Origin of the sequence: Tessaracoccus flavescens, from assembly GCF_001998865.1 — a bacterium.
Taxonomy (GTDB): Bacteria; Actinomycetota; Actinomycetes; order Propionibacteriales; family Propionibacteriaceae; genus Arachnia; species Arachnia flavescens.
Genome location: NZ_CP019607.1, coordinates 2244733 through 2261735, shown reverse-complemented (window position 1 = coordinate 2261735; position 17003 = coordinate 2244733). Strand labels below are relative to the sequence as shown.

At 69.0% G+C, this 17003-nt stretch carries 16 protein-coding genes; 6 read left to right on the top strand and 10 right to left on the bottom strand.

What is annotated here, in order from left to right; all coding sequences use genetic code 11:
* Positions 1 to 516: 516 nt before the first annotated feature.
* Entirely contained in the window at positions 517 to 1092 is a 576-nt protein-coding gene (locus BW733_RS10800) for a TIGR03086 family metal-binding protein (RefSeq protein ID WP_077350408.1), read from the bottom strand.
* A gap of 68 nt (positions 1093 to 1160) precedes the next feature.
* On the opposite strand from BW733_RS10800, the gene BW733_RS10795 reads away from it, so the two are divergent.
* A complete protein-coding gene (locus BW733_RS10795) occupies positions 1161 to 2021 on the top strand; it encodes a helix-turn-helix transcriptional regulator (protein WP_077350406.1) in 861 nt (286 codons plus the stop codon).
* A gap of 9 nt (positions 2022 to 2030) precedes the next feature.
* A complete protein-coding gene (locus tag BW733_RS10790) occupies positions 2031 to 2486 on the top strand; it encodes an NUDIX hydrolase (RefSeq protein ID WP_077350404.1) in 456 nt (151 codons plus the stop codon).
* A 2-nt stretch (positions 2487 to 2488) separates the two neighbouring features.
* Here BW733_RS10790 and BW733_RS10785 read toward each other — a convergent pair whose 3' ends face one another.
* The 8 genes from BW733_RS10785 to BW733_RS10750 all read right to left on the bottom strand — a co-directional run bounded on the left by BW733_RS10785 (position 2489) and on the right by BW733_RS10750 (position 12345).
* Complete coding sequence (locus BW733_RS10785; RefSeq protein ID WP_077350402.1) at positions 2489 to 3139, bottom strand: hypothetical protein; 651 nt, start codon at positions 3137 to 3139, stop codon at positions 2489 to 2491.
* An 83-nt stretch (positions 3140 to 3222) separates the two neighbouring features.
* On the bottom strand, positions 3223 to 3705 hold the full coding sequence (locus BW733_RS10780) for a PTS sugar transporter subunit IIA (protein WP_077350400.1): 483 nt from the start codon (positions 3703 to 3705) through the stop codon (positions 3223 to 3225).
* A gap of 173 nt (positions 3706 to 3878) precedes the next feature.
* On the bottom strand, positions 3879 to 4979 hold the full coding sequence (locus BW733_RS10775) for an SDR family NAD(P)-dependent oxidoreductase (protein ID WP_152024665.1): 1101 nt from the start codon (positions 4977 to 4979) through the stop codon (positions 3879 to 3881).
* Positions 4976 to 6328, bottom strand: a complete 1353-nt coding sequence (locus BW733_RS10770) for a histidinol-phosphatase (protein ID WP_077350398.1) — start codon at positions 6326 to 6328, stop codon at positions 4976 to 4978. The genes BW733_RS10775 and BW733_RS10770 overlap by 4 nt, the downstream gene beginning before the upstream one ends.
* Positions 6329 to 6341: 13 nt before the next feature.
* The gene (locus BW733_RS10765; RefSeq protein WP_077350396.1) at positions 6342 to 8801 is read right to left on the bottom strand and encodes an alpha-ketoacid dehydrogenase subunit alpha/beta; all 2460 of its coding nucleotides are present in this window, start codon (positions 8799 to 8801) and stop codon (positions 6342 to 6344) included.
* Positions 8802 to 8829: 28 nt separating this feature from the next.
* Positions 8830 to 10197, bottom strand: a complete 1368-nt coding sequence (gene lpdA, locus BW733_RS10760) for a dihydrolipoyl dehydrogenase (protein ID WP_077350395.1) — start codon at positions 10195 to 10197, stop codon at positions 8830 to 8832.
* A gap of 14 nt (positions 10198 to 10211) precedes the next feature.
* Positions 10212 to 11582 carry a dihydrolipoamide acetyltransferase family protein gene (locus tag BW733_RS10755; RefSeq protein WP_077350393.1) on the bottom strand — a complete coding sequence of 457 codons (1371 nt, stop codon included), beginning with the start codon at positions 11580 to 11582 and terminating at the stop codon, positions 10212 to 10214.
* A gap of 19 nt (positions 11583 to 11601) precedes the next feature.
* The gene (locus BW733_RS10750) at positions 11602 to 12345 is read right to left on the bottom strand and encodes a DeoR/GlpR family DNA-binding transcription regulator (protein WP_077350391.1); all 744 of its coding nucleotides are present in this window, start codon (positions 12343 to 12345) and stop codon (positions 11602 to 11604) included.
* 242 nt (positions 12346 to 12587) lie between these two features.
* On the opposite strand from BW733_RS10750, the gene BW733_RS10745 reads away from it, so the two are divergent.
* The 4 genes from BW733_RS10745 to BW733_RS10730 all read left to right on the top strand — a co-directional run bounded on the left by BW733_RS10745 (position 12588) and on the right by BW733_RS10730 (position 15782).
* Positions 12588 to 12968: an RNA polymerase sigma factor gene (locus BW733_RS10745; RefSeq protein WP_077350389.1), complete on the top strand. Its 381-nt coding sequence runs from the start codon at positions 12588 to 12590 to the stop codon at positions 12966 to 12968.
* 38 nt (positions 12969 to 13006) lie between these two features.
* Positions 13007 to 13735 carry a vWA domain-containing protein gene (locus tag BW733_RS10740; protein WP_202970179.1) on the top strand — a complete coding sequence of 243 codons (729 nt, stop codon included), beginning with the start codon at positions 13007 to 13009 and terminating at the stop codon, positions 13733 to 13735.
* A 220-nt stretch (positions 13736 to 13955) separates the two neighbouring features.
* The gene (locus tag BW733_RS18615) at positions 13956 to 14843 is read left to right on the top strand and encodes an Ig domain-containing protein (RefSeq protein ID WP_202970178.1); all 888 of its coding nucleotides are present in this window, start codon (positions 13956 to 13958) and stop codon (positions 14841 to 14843) included.
* A 261-nt stretch (positions 14844 to 15104) separates the two neighbouring features.
* Positions 15105 to 15782 (top strand): fructose-6-phosphate aldolase, encoded by a 678-nt coding sequence (locus BW733_RS10730; protein WP_077352904.1) that lies wholly within the window; start codon positions 15105 to 15107, stop codon positions 15780 to 15782.
* A gap of 10 nt (positions 15783 to 15792) precedes the next feature.
* Here BW733_RS10730 and BW733_RS10725 read toward each other — a convergent pair whose 3' ends face one another.
* The gene (locus BW733_RS10725) at positions 15793 to 16998 is read right to left on the bottom strand and encodes a serpin family protein (protein ID WP_077350384.1); all 1206 of its coding nucleotides are present in this window, start codon (positions 16996 to 16998) and stop codon (positions 15793 to 15795) included.
* Positions 16999 to 17003: the final 5 nt, after the last annotated feature.

Here is a 17003-nt window from a genome sequence, read left to right as displayed (position 1 = left end):
AAACCCGACACGCCACTGCGACAAGGCATTTTGCAGAACTTTCCACAAACTCCTTGCGGCCGTCGGCGACCAGGAGTAGAAAATGCATACGCACTCCGCTTCAACGGAGAGCGGAGGACAACCACACCGAAGTCCTTCACCCGCAAGGGGCTCGCAGGCGGCGAGCGGACGTTACGGATGGAACAGTCCTCGATGTAGGAGTCGCTGCTCCTCATCACCGATGATGGGAACGAGGAAGCTCCCTCCCCGGCGGAGAGATCCGCGGGACCGTCGAGACGAGACGGTGGAGCCGAATCTCCCACCAGACCTGCGGGGTCGTCCCTCGGAGGTCACGGATGGAAGGGTCCTTCTTCCTCATCCCGTGGGCTGCGGCCCATGGAGTCCTCCCGGCAGGGAGGGCGAGGAATACCGGGACGTTCATCCAGATTGGCGCGCTGCCGCCGCCGGTCAACCTTGCGGGGGCCCGAGCAACTCATACTTGCTCGGGCCCTCCCCTGTGTGTGTTGCGGGTTCCGCTCAGGCGTGGCTCCAGCGGGGATCGCGGCCCGAGAGCCCGGCCAGCCTGTCCAAGGCAGGGGCGTCCGCCGGTACGGCCACCTGCGGGGCGAACGACTTGCCAACGCCCTGGAAGTCCGGGGTGAGCATGGCTGGGGCGAACGCGAGGGAGGCCTCGAGACCGTTCACCTCCGGCGACCAGTCGAGCCCGGCCGAACGGGCGAGGTCCCATCCATGCATCTGGTACTCCCAGAGGATCATCTCGAGCGCCATCGCACCCGGCATGGCCGCGCCGCCGATCGACAGCGGACGCTCGCCAGCGCCGTCGGAGAGCGCGGCGTCGAGCCGGTCGCGGAGGCCGCGGACCTGCGTCGCACCATTGCCGTCGACCACGACGCTCTCGGGGTCGCCGCAGTTGCCTTCGGGGTCCTCGAACCCCTCTGTGAACGCGGTCAACCAGCCGATCACGTGCTGGCGCAGCGTCGCCTGGTCGTAGTCGGTGCACGGGGTGGGCCCGGCGGCGCCGGACGGGATCTGCTCGAGCAGATCGGCAAGGTCGGTGAGGACTGAGTTGAGCTGGTTCTGAGTCGTGGTCATGGTCTCGACGCTAGTCCCGTCGTCCGCGTCAGGACTTGAAGATCTGCGACAACCTGTAGCCTCGCGCCATGGCTGTGCGCGACACGAGGGGCATCATCGACCCTTCGGCGATGCTGCGCACCGTCCACTTCGACCGCTTCCCCGCACCGCCGGCCCTCGCCGGCCTCGTGGACTGGTTCTGGTGCGCGCGATGGCGCCTTGGGGAAGGGCAGTCCCACTCGCAGCACGTGCTCTCCCATCCCTGCGTCAACGTCAGCCTCGGCAACCCTCCCCCTCCGGGCGAGAACCCTCCTCCTTCGCCGTACGCGACGCGCGCCGTCGTGAACGGGGTGCCGACCGGCAGGTCCACAAGGGTGCTCACCGGTGCCGGATGGAACCTGGCGGCGAAGACGACCATAGGCGGCTTCGGAGCCTGGGTCGACGACGTCGCAGGACTGACCGACCTCGCCGTCCCCGCCGCCGACGTGATCGCGGGGATAGACGATGACCTGGCCGTCCGCGTCGCTGCGCTCACCGACCGGGACGCCGTCGCGCGGCTCGCCGAGGCGCTCGTGCGTGCGGTGGAGCGACGCCCCGCGAGGCGGGTCGCCGATGCCCGCGCCGTCGCGTCGAGTGCCCGCGCCGCCGAAAGGGACCGCTCCGTACGCACGGCGGGCGACCTTGCCGCTCTGGCGGGGGTGACGGTCAGGACCCTTCAGCGCATGTACTCCTCGTTCGTCGGGATCTCCCCCACCGCGGTGATCCGACGGTTCCGGCTGATCGACGCAGCCGAACTGGTCAAGGCCGGACAGCCCGTCGCCTGGGCCGACGTCGCGGCCGAGCTCGGCTACAGCGACCAGGCCCACCTGACCCGGGACTTCACCGCCGCGCTTGGCGTCCCGCCCGCCGCCTACGCCCGAGCCCAGGTCGACGGGCAGCGCCGGGGCTAGTCTCGTCGGATGGACCTCTCCGACTTCCACACACGGGTCGCCTCCTATGCCCTGATCATCGACGACGCGGGGCGCATTCTCTTGTCGTGGTGGAGGGGAACCTCGGACCGTCCCGACCTTGCCGCGTGGACCCTGCCCGGCGGAGGGGTCGAGTACGGCGAGGACCTCGAGGAGGCGGCCGTCCGGGAGGTGTACGAGGAGACGGGCTACCACGTCGCATTGACCGGCTACCTGGCGTCGGACACCTTCGCGCCGCAGCCGGAACCGGGTCAGCGGCCCTACATGGGCGTGCGGGTGGTCTACACGGCCACGATCATCGGCGGCACGCTCGGCACGGTCGAGATCGACGGCTCTACGGAGCGGGCCGCGTGGATTCCCATCGACGAGGTGGACGCTTCGGGGCCGTGTGTGCGGCTGGTCGACGTCGCCCTGCGGGCCCTCGAGGCCAGGCGTGGGCGCGGCTGATCTCAGCCGAGCGCGTCCGCGAGGGCGATGATCTCGCGGGCGACGTCACCGGGGCGCACCATCAGGTGCAGGTGCGCGCCCTGCATCGCCTTGCGCGGCCAGCCCCACTCGCCCGCCGCCTGGAACTCGTCGATGTAGGCGACGCCGAACGCCAGATAGGCGTCGCGTCCCTCCACCCAGCCGTCCGGGACGGTGAGGCTCTGGTCGAAGTAGCTGAGCGGCAGCTGGGGGCAGGCGCGGTCGAGCTTCCCGAACAGCTTGTCCGGCACGATCTCCTCGAAGGCCGACCTCGGCCACCACCGTGTCCACTGCGGCAGGCGCCCCTTCTTGTCGACGAGTTCGTCGAGCATCGCCCGATGCCTCGCGTTGGCGAGGGGGAAGGATCCCTGCGTGGGCGGGAGGGCAGCGTCGACGAACACGAGCGCCCGGTCTCCGGCGACGAGCGGCGCCATCAACCCCGCGTTGCTGTGCGCCACGACGACGTCGGCGCCGGCGGCCTTCGCGCGCCAGCCGTCGATGATCGTCGGCGCGTCGGTCGCCTTGCCCACGTCGGCTACCTCCGCCGTGTGTCCCGCGGACCGCAGCGCGTCGGCGAGTGGCCGGTAGGCCATCGCCGGAAGGAGCGGGCTCGGCAGGATCACAACGCTGGTCATGGGACGACTCTATCCAGCGGCGACCCGCTCCACCGTCCCCGACACAGGTGGCCGGGCCGACCCGGTACCCTCTGCCCGGCGACTCACCCCTTCGGGGAGAGCTCTGCCACCTTCACCGTCGTGGACCCTCCGAGATCAGGGGCCGAGACGTCGAACCTGTCCCCGTTCGTGACGATCACCGGGGTGGCCATCGAGGGCACCCTCCCGCTGACCGATGCCAGGTCGAGCGACACGACGACGTCTCCGGGCCTGACCCGATCCCCCTTGCGGCGGTGCGCGGTGAAGCCCTCGCCCTTCAGGTTGACCGTGTCGATGCCGATGTGGACGAGCACCTCGGCGCCCTCGTCGGTGCGCACGCCGAACGCGTGCAGCGTCCGCGCGACCATGATGATCTCCCCTTCAACGGGCGAGCGGAACTCACCCGAGGTCGGCTGGACGGCGAAACCCTGACCCATCATCCCGCCGGAGAAGACCGGGTCGGGCACGGAGGAAAGCTCGATGATCTCCCCCTCGACCGGGGCGAACACTGCAGAGGGGGCGTTGTGCTTCTTGAAGGGATTCCACATGCTGGCGATCCAACCAGACTTCGACGCCCCGTGGGGTCGTTGGTCGAGTCGATACCGGCGGGCGGACGCGGGGCCTGTCCTCACCAGCAGGAACCGTCGGCGGGCTGGGTGCCCCGAGACAGGGGTGGCGCGCCGGTGTTCCGGCGTGCCACGTCGCCATGCCTGGCAGGCACCTAGCTGCTGAGCATCACCTGGCCGCCGGTCACGGGGACCGCCTGGCCGGTCTCGTATTCCTGCTCGACGAGGTAGTAGATCGCGCGCATCACGTCGGAGCCGTAGGTGCCGCGACGCAGCGGCACCTTCGCCTCGTAGAACTCGCGCACCTCGTCGACGGTGGTCGCTCCCGGCACCTTGCCCGACCGGAGGTACTGCACGAACAGGCCCCGATCAGGATCGGACCACAGCGGGCCGTCGTAGAAGTTGCCCGGGCAGATGGCGTTGACCTTGATCCCGTGCTCGACCAGTTCCAGCGCGAAGCTCTGCACCAGACCGATGCCGCCGAACTTGGAGCCTGCGTAGGCGCCGTTCTTGTTCGACCCGACAAGCCCAGACTTCGAGTTGATCTGGATGATGTCGGTGGCCCAGACCGGGGCCGTGCGACGCTGCGCCGCGAGGAGCCGACCGAGGTGCTTGGTGATCAGGAAGAACGCCGTGTAGTTGATCTCGGTGGTCAGCCGGAAGTCGGCGGCCTCCTGCTCGAGCACGCTGCCCGCGCGGACGATGCCCGCGTTGGACACGACGAGGTCGAGGCCACCTGTCGTGGCCGCGATCGTCGCGGCCATCGCCGCGACGGAGTCCTCGTCCGCCACGTTGACGGTGATCGCGGCCGTCGTCGGGCCGAGCTCTGCCGCGAGCGACGCCGCGCCCTCGCCGTTCAGGTCGGCGATGTAGACGAACGCGCCGGACGACACGAGTCCCCGGACGATCTCGGCGCCGAAGCCCTGGGCGCCGCCGGTGACGACCGCGACCTTGCCCTCCACCACACGTGCCCGTGCCGCCGCTGCGGAGGCGTCGGCCTCCTTGCCGTGCGGAAGCGGGGCGGGGTCTCCGACGGTGCCCGCGGTGAAGGCGAGCGTCTCCTCGCCCACCGTGACGGCCAGCGTCCCTGGCAGCGCCAGATCGGCGGAGGCGAGCGCCGCGGGCAGCTCGTCGAGGGCCTCGACGGCGACGCTTGCGGTGGCGGTGCCACCCTCTGCCGCCGTCACGAACACGGGGATCGAGTGCCGTGCCAGGTAGGCACCGCGAACGAGCGGCGCGATCTCCAGGATGCTCATGTGTCCTCCTTCAATGCGACGACGGCCTGGTCGAGGGTCAGTTCACCGTCGACGAGGGCCTGCCCGAGCGCCCCGTAGCGGGCCACCCGGTCGACGAGAGGCAGGCTGATCAGGGGACCGTCGACGGCGAACAGCCCGAGCGACGGATCGACATCGGCCAGCTGTTCGTGCGCGACCATCGCCCACGTCGCGACGTTCAGGTGCGACAGTTCGGGGCGCTGCAACTCCTCACAGTTGAACACCTGGCGCGGCGTGTTGATGTCCACGCCGGAGACCTCCAGCAGGCCGTACTCGGCGGCGAGCGCCGCGATCCTGGCCATCTGCTCCGCGGTGTTGCGAGGCGGCATGTAGGTGATCGCCGGCATGCCGAGGCGACGCAGCTCGCCGAAGAGTTCCTCGAGGAAGTCGTCCTCGAACTTCTCGGCCTTCTTGTCCCCCGTCGGCGAGGCGGTGACGTCGCCGAGGTAGGCGTAGCACGGGATCGCCCCGATGCCCTTGGCGAAGTCGATCACCTCCGCCATGGACGGGCACTCGCCGCCGTCCTCGGTGCGCGACGGCACGACGTAGATCTCGCCGAGGAACTCGGCCTTCATCACGCCGAGCAGGTCGAAGACCAGGTGCGGGTTCTCGACGTCGGCCAACTGAGCCCTGACCTTCTCCGACAGGTTCAGCCCGAGCTCGGCGAGCCCGTCCACGAGACCCTGGCCGCGGCCGAAGCGGCCGATCAGCTTCTCGGCCATGGCGGCGAGCAGGTGCCGTTCGGTGACGGTGCCCCCGAAGGCGAACTGCGAGCGCTCGACGATGTCGCGTTCCAGGTCGATCGGTTCGGCACCGAGCCCGGTGAGGATCACGTTGGCGCGCTCGACCATCTCGCCGGTTCGGCGCAGCCGCGCCTCCCGGATCGGCAGCAGATAGGCCGCGACGAGGTCGCGCTTGTGGGCCGGGATGCCCTGCACCGTCATGTAGGCGATGCCCTCGGTGTCCGGGTTGTTGAGCTTACGGTCGTGCAGGGGCGCGGCGCCGGAGGCGACCTCGTCTGCGGTGTGCACGTACACCCGGCACTCGAAGCCGGTGACCGCACCCATGCCGAGCAGCCGGGCCGCCTCGGCCATCTCCCCCGCCCCCGCTGCGGAGTCGTGGTCGACGGAGCCGACGACCATCAGGCCGGCCTCCCGCGCCCTGAGCGCCGCGGCTGCCGGGGTGTAGGGGCTGAAGCTGTAGATGGTGTGGACGTGGTTGTTTGACTCGGTCACGAACGGCGGAAAGGCGGGCGAGCCCTGCAGGTAGTCCTGCAGGGCCGCCAGACGTTCCGCGGGCGAGATCGACGGGTCGTTGATCGCGTCACGCATGGTCGGATTCCTCTCAGAGGCCTTCGCGGGACCGGCGGGCGAGTTCGGCGTCGGTCTGGTTCGACGAGGGGACGTGGCCCGTGAGCGGGAGCACCCGCTCGTGGATCGCGTCGATCAGCCACTCAGGCTGCGGGAAGAAGATCTTCTCGAGCTCGGCGGCGGGGGTGATCACGTTGCGCGACCCCACCACCGTGACCGGCGCGTCGAGGTGGTCGAACGCGAGGGTCTGCACCTGGGAGGCGACTGTGTGCAGGAACGAGCCGCGGTCGACAGCGTCGGAGGTCAGCACCAGCCGGCCGGTCTTCTTCACCGACTCGACGATCGGATCCAGGTTGAGCGGAGCGACGAAGCGCAGGTCGATCACCTCCGTGGAGACGCCGTACTTCTCCTCGAGCAGGTCGGCCGCCTCCATCACGCGGTAGAGCGTGGGGCCGATCACGGCGATCGTCAGGTCGGTGCCCTCGCGGCGCACCACGGGCTCGCCTTCCGGCACCTCGTAGTAGCCCTCCGGGACGCCGCCCTCTTCGAACTGCTCAGCCACGTCGTACAGCAGCTGGGACTCGAAGAAGACCACCGGATCGGTGCCGCGCAGGGCGAGGTTCATCATGCCCTTCGCGTCGTACGGGGTGGCCGGGTAGTAGACCTTCAGCCCGGGCATGTGCGCCACGAGCGCGGCCCAGTCCTGCGAGTGCTGGGCGCCGTACTTCGAGCCGACGGACACGCGCATCACGAGCGGCATCTTCAGCAGGCCGGCGGACATGGCCTGCCACTTGGCCGCCTGGTTGAAGATCTCGTCTCCGGCCCGGCCAAGGAAGTCGCAGTACATGAGCTCGACCAGCGCGCGACCGCCGGACAGGGCATAGCCGACGCCAGCGCCGATGATGGCCGCCTCGGAGATGGGCGAGTTGAACAGGCGGTGGTACGGCAGCATCTCGGTCAGGCCGCGGTAGACGGCGAAGGCGCCGCCCCAGTCGCGGTTCTCCTCGCCCCATGCGGCCATCGTCGGATCGGTGGCGAAGCGGTGGGCGATCGCCTCGAAGAGGGCGTCCCGGTAGGAATAGGCCTTGACCTTCGAGACCGGCTTGCCGTTCTCGTCCTTCGCGGTGCGGATCTTCGACTTGAGCGACTTGACGCGGGCGTTCTCCTCGAGCGGCTCGAGCAGTTCGACCCCGGCGTCGGAGAGCTTCTCCTCGTTGCCGTTGGAGTAGATGACCGACTCGATGAAGTCGATCCCGACGCGGGGGCTGGACTCCTCGTCCTTGGTCGCCAGCGCGATCACCTTGGTGAGGCGGTCGTCGAACTTGGCCTGGATGTCGTCGACCTCGCCCTGCGAGAGGACGCCGTTGTCGACCAGGTACCTGGCGTAGTTCTTCAGGCCGTCGTGCTGCTCCCACAGCTCGACCTCGTCGCGGGTGCGGTAGGACGACGCGTCGGAGGGCGAGTGGCCGGAGAAGCGGTAGGTGATGGTGTCGGTGAGGACGGGGCCCTTGCCCGCGGCGAGGATCTCACGCTTGCGGTTGACGGCGTCGGCGACGGCGAGCGGGTTCAGTCCGTCGACGCGCTCCGCGTGCATGCCCTCAGGGTTCACGCCGAGGCCGACGCGGGCGAGGATGTCGTAGCCCATGGTCTCGCCTGCGGTCTGGCCGCCCATGCCGTAGAAGTTGTTGAAGAAGTTGAACCAGATCGGCGGGTTGCCCTGCACGCCGTCCTTCCAGAGGGTGCGGAACTGGTCCATCGCGGCAAAGCCCATGGCCTCCCAGACGGGGCCACAGCCCATGGAGGCATCGCCGATGTTGGCGATGACGATGCCGTCCTGGCGGTTGATCCGCTTGAACAGGGCGGAGCCGAGCGCGATGTCAGCGGAGCCGCCGACGATGGCGTTGTTGGGCATGGAGCCGAACGGCGCAAAGAAGGCGTGCATCGAGCCGCCGAGGCCGCGGTTGAAGCCTGCCTTGCGGGCGAAGGTCTCGGCGACGGTGCCGTAAAGGATGAAGTTCTCGGCGAGCTCGGTGAGGTTGTCGTAGCCGACCTGCTCGGCGAACCCGAGGGTCTCGCCGTCGAGGAAGGTCTTCATGATCTCCTCGAGCTGCGCGTTGTCGAGCTTGCGCGAGGCCGAGTAGCACTTGGCGAGGATCTCGCCGTGACTGCGGTGCGAGCCGAACAGGAAGTCGTCGGGGGCCAACTGCGAGGCCTGGCCGACGACGGCCGACTCCTGCCCGATCGACAGGTGGGCGGGGCCGCGGTGGTTGTACTCGACCCCGTTCCAGGCGCCCGTGGTCTTGATGGAGTTGAGCATCGTCTCGAACTGCCGCACGGCGATCATGTCGTGCAGGATGTCGATGAGCCCCTCCTTGCCGTAGGTCTCGAGCTCGCGCTCGAAGTTCGGCTCGTAGGCGTTGACAGGAATCTCGGGTGCCGTGATGACCGAACGGGAGCGGACGTTGCTCGGGTCGACGATGAGATTGCGTGGCATTTCTGTGATTCTCCTAGTGCTTGGCTGCTCAGGCGTTGACGGCCCAGGCGGCCTCTCGGATGAGTTCGCTGACGGTGGGGTGAGGCAAGACGATCTGGCGCAGATCGTTGACGCTGAGTTCGGTCTCGAGGACGACGCAGGCGCCCCAGATCATCTCGGAGGCGTAGCTGCCGAGGACGGTCAGGCCGAGCACCTGCAGGCTGTCCGCGTCGTAGACGAGCTTCGCGGCCCCCGGCGCCTTGACGCCGTTCTCGGCGACGAAGCGGCCGGACATGTAGCCCGGGACGGTGACCGACTTGGCATTGAGGCCGGCGGCCTTTGCGCTCGCCTCGGTGTGGCCGATGCCTGCCGACTCCGGGTTGGCGTAGACGGCCCACGGGATGGCGTTCCAGCGCATGAGCTCGCCCCGCCGGAAGGCCTGGTCGTCGAGGATGTTGGCCACCGCGATCTCCCCCATGCGGTAGGCGGCGTGCGCGAGCAGCGAACGGCCGGTGACGTCACCGACAGCCCAGACGTTTGGCAGGTTGGTGCGCATCCGGTCGTCGACGACGATGCCCTTGCCCGAGAACTCGAGGCCGCTCGACTCGGCGCCCCAGCCCTGGACGGCGGGACGACGTCCGACGGCCATCAGCACGACGTCGGAGTCGACCGACTGCTCCGATCCGTCGGCTGCCGTGAAGTTGACGGTGCCACCGTCGATCGCGGTGACCTTGGAGTTCAGCTGGAACGTAACGCCGTCGAGCGCCTTGCGGAGCTGGGCCGCGATGTCGGCGTCCATGAACGGGGCGATCTCGGGCAGCATCTCGATGACGGTGACCTCGGAGCCGAGCATCGCGAAGAGGCTTGCGAACTCCAGGCCGATCACGCCGCCCCCGATGACGGTGAGCTTGCCGGGGATCTCGGCGACCGACAGCATGCCCGTCGAGTCGACGACGGCTGGGTTGTTCGCGGTGCCCGGGATGGGCGGCATGACCGGCACGGAGCCGGTGGCGAGGATCACGTGATCGGCGGTGTAGCTCGTAGCGTCGACAGTGACCTTGCCCGGTCCATCGAAGGTGCCGTAGCCGTTGATGACGGTCACGCCCGCCTTCTTCTCGGCCGCGCCGACACCTCCCACGAGGGTGGAGACCGTCTGGGCCTTCCACTTCTGCATCTGCGCCCAGTCGACGGACACGTCGACGGCGTTGACGCCGAGCTGTTTGCCGTGGATGGCGTGTTCGTAGGTCTTGGCCGCGTTGAGCAGGGCCTTCGTCGGGATGCACCCGACGTTGAGGCAGGTGCCGCCGAGCGAGCCGGCTTCGATCAGCAGCACGTTCTTCTTCGCGTGGCCAAGGCGCTCGGCGGCGATGTAGCCGCCCGGACCGCCGCCGAGCACGATGACGTCGTAGTGGCTCATGTCCAGTTCCTCTCTCAGCCCAGGACGGTGACGTCGATGTTCTCGACGTACCTGACGAGGTCCTGCAGGAAGCGGGCCGCGTCGGCGCCGTCGATCACCCGGTGGTCGGCCGTGAGCGAGAAGCCGATCCGCTGCTCGACCCCGAAGGAGCCGTCCGCGTTGACCATCGCGCGCGGGAAGATCGCGTCGACACCGAGGATCGCCACCTGGGGAACGTTGAGCAGCGGGGTGAACGACTCGATCCCGAAGCCGCCAAGGTTCGAGACGGTGAACGTCGCCCCCGAGAGCAGATCGGGGCTGATGTTGCCCGCGATGGCCTGCTGGGCGAGGTCCTTGCTGACGGCCGAGAACTCGCGCAGGCTCATCTGGGAGGCGTTGCGCACGGTCGGGACGAGCAGTCCGCGCGGGGTGTCGCAGGCGAAGCCCATGTGCACCTGCTCGAAGGTGGTGAGCACTCCGTCGCTCAGGTGCGCGTTGTGGTTGGTGTGCTTGGCCGCGGTCTTGACGGCCGCGAACCCTACGAGGTCGCCGATGGTGACGCCGCTCAGGCCGAGTTCCTCGGGCGAGCCCTTGAGCTTCTTGCGCAGCGCGAGCAGGCCGGCGGCGTTCGCCGTCGAGGTGTAGGTGAGCTGGGCGGAGCTTGCGAGCGAGTGCATCATTCGCTCGGCGATCACCTTGCGCACGCCCTTGAGTGGCGTCTCGATGCTTGCTCCGGGGAACTCGCGCTCGCCCGAGGTGACGAAGGCCGGGGTCGCGGCCTGCGGGGCCCCACCCTCGGTGGGAGCGGAGAGGTCGCCAGTGGTGACCCGACCGCCGAGGCCGGTCCCCTCGACTCCCGCGCCGTGGGCACCTGCCCGCGCGGCGCCGCGGGTGGCGTCAGCGAGCGTGGCCTTCACGTCGCGCTCGATGACGCGGCCACCCGGGCCGGAGCCCTGCGCGACCTCGGAGATGTCGAGTGAGTTGGCGGCGGCGAGGTTGCGGGCGCGGGGGCTGGAGGCTCCGGTTGCCTCGGTGCGCTCCGGCTGCGTCGCCGCCTCGACGGTGGGCTCCTCGGCCGCGCGGGTGGGCGTGGCCTCCGTCTGCGTGACTTCCTCGCCGTCCTTGCCCTTCCAGCCTGCGGCGTCGAGCGCCGGCTGCGGGTCCTCACCCGCTGCGCCGACCACGAGCAGCGGCTCCTTGACGGGGACGTCGTCGCCCTCGTCCCAGAGGATCGCGAGCACGGTGCCCGCGGCGCTCGAGGGGACCTCCATGGATGCCTTGTCTGTCTCGACCTCGCACACGATCGCGTTCTCCGCGATCTCGTCGCCGACGGCGACCTGCCAGGACACGATCAGGCAGGACTCGACCGAGTTGCCGAGCTGCGGCATGACTACGACGGTTGCCATCGTTGTGGACCTTCCTTGGTTAGACGATGCACACGCGGGTGTGCTCTTGCAGTGCCTCGACTGCCTCTTTCGACAGGCCGGAGTCGGTGATGATGCCGGTGATCTTGTCGATGGGCAGAAAACTGACGAACCCCGCCTGGCCGAACTTCGAAGAGTCGGCCACGAGCCAGGTCTCCTCGGCTCGCTCGCTCATCAGCGAGGCGACCTGGGCGCCCTCGACGAAGCGGGTGGTGAGCCCGCGCTCCGGGGAGAAGCCGTCGGTGCCGAGGAAGGCGATGCGGGTGTTGAAGTCGGCGATCGAACGCTCCGCCGTCGGGCCGACGAACGACTCGGACTCGCGGCGGAAGACGCCACCGGTGAGGATGACGTTGAGGGCGGGGTTGGCGCGCGCGGTGTTGAACACGAGCGCCGAGTTGGTGACGATCTGCACGCCGCGGCGCGCGGTCAGGTAGCGGGCGATCAGGGCCGTCGTGGTGCCGGCCTCCATCATCACGGTGTCCTCGTCGCGCACCATGGTCGCCGCCTGCTGGGCGATCCGCTGCTTGACCTCGACGTTGATCTTCTCGCGCTGCAGGATGTGCTTCCACGTGGTCGGCCGGGCGCCGCCACGCGTGCGCACCAGCATCCCCTGCTGCTCGAGGGAGCGCAGGTCGCCGCGGATCGTGACCTCGGAGACGCCGAGTTCCGTGGCGAGCGTGGAGACCGTGAGCGCGCCGTCATCGCTGAGGCGCGACATGATCTCGTTTTCGCGTGCGACTGACATTGTCGGGCTGAGCTGCTTTCGATTGCTTTGCGAAGTGCTTTCGTTTGAAAAGATTACAGCCTTCGAAACCCCTTCGCCAGAGCGGGGTGGGGTTTGATCCGAAACCTGGGCAGATGCCCAGATGGCACGCCTGCTCCCGATGCAGCGCGTCGGAACACCGTCACGAGCACACGAGACATACGTGCAGACACTGCCTGTGTGCAACTATTGCGCATGCGCAGTTTCCGAGCAATACTGGAGACATGTCCAAGTCCGAGGAACTGACCGTCGCCGCGAGCGAGGCGCTCGCGGCAGCCCAGCACGAACACGAACCCATGGCACGGGTGACGGCGCTGGCCGCGGCCCGTGAGCGACTCGACGAGGCCTACAACGAGGCCCTCGCGGAGGCGGTCGTGTCCGGCTACTCGTTCCGGGAGGTGGCCCAGGCGGCCGGGGTCGCACCCAACAGCGTGAGCCCCCGGCTGGCGAGGAGCGCGCTGCTCGCCCCGTACGCCTCGGATGAGGGCCGGGTGGGCGCGCAGGACGTGACCATCGCGCAGCACGAACTGCACCAGAAGGATCCAGCCGCGGCACCCATGCGCTTCGTCCCACGCAGGCGGGGAAGGGGCGCCCCTCGCGACTGACCCCCAGCATCCGCACGAACCGACAGAGGAGCACGACCATGACCGACCCGAACCGCACGCATCTCGCCTTCCTGCTCGACCGCTCAGGCTCGATGCAGTCCATCAAGACCGACACCGAGGGCGGCTTCGACGCGTTCATCGCGGAGCAGCGCGAACAGCCCGGCGAGTGCACCGTCACCCTCGCCCAGTTCGACACCGACTACGAGGTCACCTACGAGAACCTGCCGATCGCCGACGTGCCGAAGCTCGACCTGCAGCCGCGCGGGATGACCGCGCTGCTCGACTCGATCGCCCGGCTGATCACCGACACTGGCGCCCGGCTCGCGGCCCTCCCCGAGCACGAACGGCCCGGCACCGTCATCGTCGGCATCATGACCGACGGTATGGAGAACTCGTCGAGGGAGTGGACCCATGCCGCGATCAAGGCCCTCATCGAGCAGCAGGAGAACGTCTACGACTGGAGCTTCTCCTACCTCGGCGCCAACCAGGACGCCATCGAGGTGGGCGCCTCCATCGGCATCCGTCGCGAGCACTCGATGACCTACGACGTCGCCCGCGCCGCGCCCGCGATGAGCGCCTACACGGCGAGCGTCTCGCGGATGCGTTCGGCCCGCGCGGCGGGCGCCTCGATGGACGACGCCCGGCAGGCGGCCGCCTACACCGAGGAACAGCGCCGCGACGTCGGCCCAGGCGAACAGCAGGGCCCGGCTCAGCGTCGCCCCCGGATCGGCAACCGCAGGGGCAGAGGGACGACCCACGACGCCTGAGGCGACCACTCACCGGGCGACGCTCGGCGCGGGTGTGGCGATGAGCACTTTCCGGACTCGATGCGCCTAAGCTAAGGCGCCCCGCAAACCTTTTCGGGATCAACGAACCCGGAAAAGTGCTCATCGCATCCCGTCAGTCGAAACGGGCGACCAGGCCGCGATCGGCGTTGGCCTCCCAGCAGCCGGAGCTGCTGCGGCAGCACGCGGCCCTCGGCTCGACGTGACCGCGAAGTTCGTCCGGCTCCGGGTGCTCAGCACCTACGGCGACACCGTCGACAAGTTCGTCTCGATCGCAGAACTGTCGGTGCGTGCAGCGCAGGCGGACGACCCCGCCCCGACCCTTGCCGCCATCTCCGCGGTCGACGCGAAGGTGGGCTTGAGCCTCGAGGTCACCCCGCAGGCGACGGGCACCGGACCGCTCCGGTTCGCGGCCGAGGGCCTGCCCGCCGGTCTCGTGATCGATGAGGAGACCGGCGAGATCACCGGTGCGCCCACCGCTGCAGGCACCTTCGAGGTGCTGGTCACGGTGACCGACCCGGGTGAGCGGACGGCCGAGCAGACCTTCATCATCAAGGTGGAGGCCGCCCCGGCTCCGACCCCCTCCCCGACCCCTTCGGCCTCCCCCACCGCTAAGCCCACCCCGACCGTGAAGCCGACGGTCCAGCCCACGACGCCGACGTGGGCGCCGTCGGTGCCCTACACGGTGCCGGGCCACCCCGTGTTCAACGGCCGCCAGTGGAACACCACCTGCGAGAAGTACTCGCAGACGACGCGCTGCCGCACGGACATCTGGGCGACCACCGTCACCCGCGATGCCTCCGGCGGGTTCAGCCTCCGCCAGGGATGGGCCTTCAACAACCTGACCTATCTCCCGCACATGACCCGCGCCCAGTGGAAGGGAAACCCGCTCGGCCAGGCGGGCACGTGGAAGGCGGCCGACGGACGCGACTGGCAGACGGTGTGCGACACCGCTGCCACCGGTCGTGGCGCCTGCCGCAGCTGCACGCGGGCGACCGTGTTCAGCGCCATCCCGAAGCAGGGCGGCGGATACACCTTCACCCAGTCCACCCAGTGGGTGTTCAACAACCTGGTCCTGTTCCGGCAGTGACTCCCTGGCCCTCGGCCGGGTGTCCCCCCAACGCCCGGCCGGGCATGAACTCGGCCCCCGGTGAGCTGCTCCATCAGCTCACCGGGGGCCGACCTCTTCGGCGGGTCAGCGAAGCCGGCTGCACACGTCGTGATCCATGACGGCGAGGCCACGACGCGAGGCCCCGGCTACCACCCTCCCCGCCGCTCACCCCTGCCCGACGTGCACACAAACGGGCCGCCAGGTGGTGCAATGGTGTGGCTCAATGAAAGGCTCACCCCCGTGGACATCCTGTTCGACACGGCCAACCTCGACGACATCGAGCGGTTGACCCCCATCTACCCGGTGACCGGCGTCACGACCAACCCGTCGATCCTGAAGAAGGAGGGAAAGGTCGACTTCTATCCGCACTTCCGCCGGCTCCGAGAGATCATCGGCAAGGAGCGGACGCTGCACGTGCAGGTCCTCGCGAAGGACGCGCAGGGGATGATCGACGACGCCCACCGCCTCCTGGACAAGATCGACGATCAGGTCTACCCGAAGATCCCCACCACCGAGGCTGGCATCGCAGCCATGCGCCACCTGAAGGAGGAGGGCGTCAACGTCACGGCGACGGCGATCTACTCCAAGACCCAGGGCTTCCTCGCCATCGCCACCGGCGTCGACTACCTCGCGCCGTACTACAACCGCATGCAGGCCCTCGACATCGACACGAAGGGCACGCTCACCGCGCTGGCCGGGTTCATCAAGCGCTTCGACGCGCCGAGCAAGATCATGGCCGCGAGCTTCAAGAACATCGTGCAGGTCTCACACGCCCTCGAGGCCGGAGCCGACGCCGTCACGCTGTCACCGAAGCTGCTGCGCCAGGCGCTGTCCGTGCCCGACATCACGCACGCCGTCGACGTCTTCATCGAGGACTGGGAGTCGGTCTACGGCACGAGGACCCTTCCCGAGGACTGATCCCCGCCGTTCACTCGGCGGTCGGATCAGCGATCGCGGCGAGGAACAGGGGCCAGTGCGTCCTGGTGTCGGAGACCCGGAAGACGTAGGGGTGATCGACCGTGAACTCGATCGGCGCCTGCTCGACGGGGGCCGACCCCGCCTCCGCGAACTCCGTGACGGCTGCACCGACGGTGCCGCGCGCCCCGACCTGGAGCCGCACCTGCTGGGTCCACTGCTCCGCCGTCCCCCCGGGTGTGATGCCGGACAGATCGCTCAGGTCCAACCCCGGGAGCGCGGCGAGCAGGTCGGTGCTGCCGCTGAGATCGAAGCTCGGCATCGTGACCACCACGTCCACCTGCTCCGCGGTGTCGAGGCTGTCCGACACGGCCTCCAGGTCGGCGATCGTCGGCGAATCGGCGATGATGACGTCGGCAGCGAGCGCATCGTCGTACGGCAGCCGGACGGCCCGCCACCGACCCTCGGGGTCCTCCGCGTAGCTGACCCGGACGGTTGCGGAGATCGCGTCGACCCGCTGTGTGCCAGCCGGGGTGGCGAACTCGAGGCTGGTCTCGTCCATCTCCCCGTTGCCCCAGGCGGCCGCGAACAGCACTGCGTCCTGCACGACGACCGAGGTGGCCTCGGTCACCCTGATCCCGGAGCGCTCGATCAGGCCCGCAGTGTTCCTGCGTACCCAGCCGTCCAGCGCCTTCTGTGCCCGTCCGCGGTCGGCGACGGTCGCGGGCGTGTCGTAGTAGCGGGCGAGGGCGTCCAGGAAGTCCGCCTCGGGCGTCGCCCCGATCGACAGCACCTGGCCGGCGAGGTGCACGATGGGCGTCTCGGGCGGGTCATCGACTGAGACCTTCTCCGGGAGGCTCTCATAGCCTGCGAGGGACTGGCGCAGCGCGCCGAAGGCACTCCCCCTCTCCTCGCCTGCGAGGCCGAGTTCCGCCTCGATGCTCGAGGTCGAGTCGCCGCGTGCGCCCTCGGCGACCATGGCGAGGCTCATCGCCAACGAGCTGGGCGAGGTCAGCCGGTTCGGCCCGTCCGTCGCCTCGATCGCCTTCCAGGCGAGGCGCTGGCTCGCCTGAGCCGCCGCTTCCACCTTCGGCGTTGAGTCGTAGGCGAGGGCGAGCACGGCCTCCCGGCCCCGCACCTCCTCCCCTGCCGAGGCGGAACAGCCGACGAGCAGCGTGGCCGCGAGGAGCGGTGCGGCGAGGATCCTGAAGGAGATCATCGTGG

Excerpts from the sequence above, each read along its gene's own strand:
- BW733_RS10800 (WP_077350408.1), bottom strand. The coding sequence starts at position 1,092 with ATGACCACGACTCAGAACCAGCTCAACTCAGTCCTCACCGACCTTGCC.
- BW733_RS10795 (WP_077350406.1), top strand. The coding sequence starts at position 1,161 with ATGGCTGTGCGCGACACGAGGGGCATCATCGACCCTTCGGCGATGCTG.
- BW733_RS10790 (WP_077350404.1), top strand. The coding sequence starts at position 2,031 with ATGGACCTCTCCGACTTCCACACACGGGTCGCCTCCTATGCCCTGATC.
- BW733_RS10785 (WP_077350402.1), bottom strand. The coding sequence starts at position 3,139 with ATGACCAGCGTTGTGATCCTGCCGAGCCCGCTCCTTCCGGCGATGGCC.
- BW733_RS10780 (WP_077350400.1), bottom strand. The coding sequence starts at position 3,705 with ATGTGGAATCCCTTCAAGAAGCACAACGCCCCCTCTGCAGTGTTCGCC.
- BW733_RS10775 (WP_152024665.1), bottom strand. The coding sequence starts at position 4,979 with ATGAGCATCCTGGAGATCGCGCCGCTCGTTCGCGGTGCCTACCTGGCA.
- BW733_RS10770 (WP_077350398.1), bottom strand. The coding sequence starts at position 6,328 with ATGCGTGACGCGATCAACGACCCGTCGATCTCGCCCGCGGAACGTCTG.
- BW733_RS10765 (WP_077350396.1), bottom strand. The coding sequence starts at position 8,801 with ATGCCACGCAATCTCATCGTCGACCCGAGCAACGTCCGCTCCCGTTCG.
- lpdA (WP_077350395.1), bottom strand. The coding sequence starts at position 10,197 with ATGAGCCACTACGACGTCATCGTGCTCGGCGGCGGTCCGGGCGGCTAC.
- BW733_RS10755 (WP_077350393.1), bottom strand. The coding sequence starts at position 11,582 with ATGGCAACCGTCGTAGTCATGCCGCAGCTCGGCAACTCGGTCGAGTCC.
- BW733_RS10750 (WP_077350391.1), bottom strand. The coding sequence starts at position 12,345 with ATGTCAGTCGCACGCGAAAACGAGATCATGTCGCGCCTCAGCGATGAC.
- BW733_RS10745 (WP_077350389.1), top strand. The coding sequence starts at position 12,588 with ATGTCCAAGTCCGAGGAACTGACCGTCGCCGCGAGCGAGGCGCTCGCG.
- BW733_RS10740 (WP_202970179.1), top strand. The coding sequence starts at position 13,007 with ATGACCGACCCGAACCGCACGCATCTCGCCTTCCTGCTCGACCGCTCA.
- BW733_RS10725 (WP_077350384.1), bottom strand. The coding sequence starts at position 16,998 with ATGATCTCCTTCAGGATCCTCGCCGCACCGCTCCTCGCGGCCACGCTG.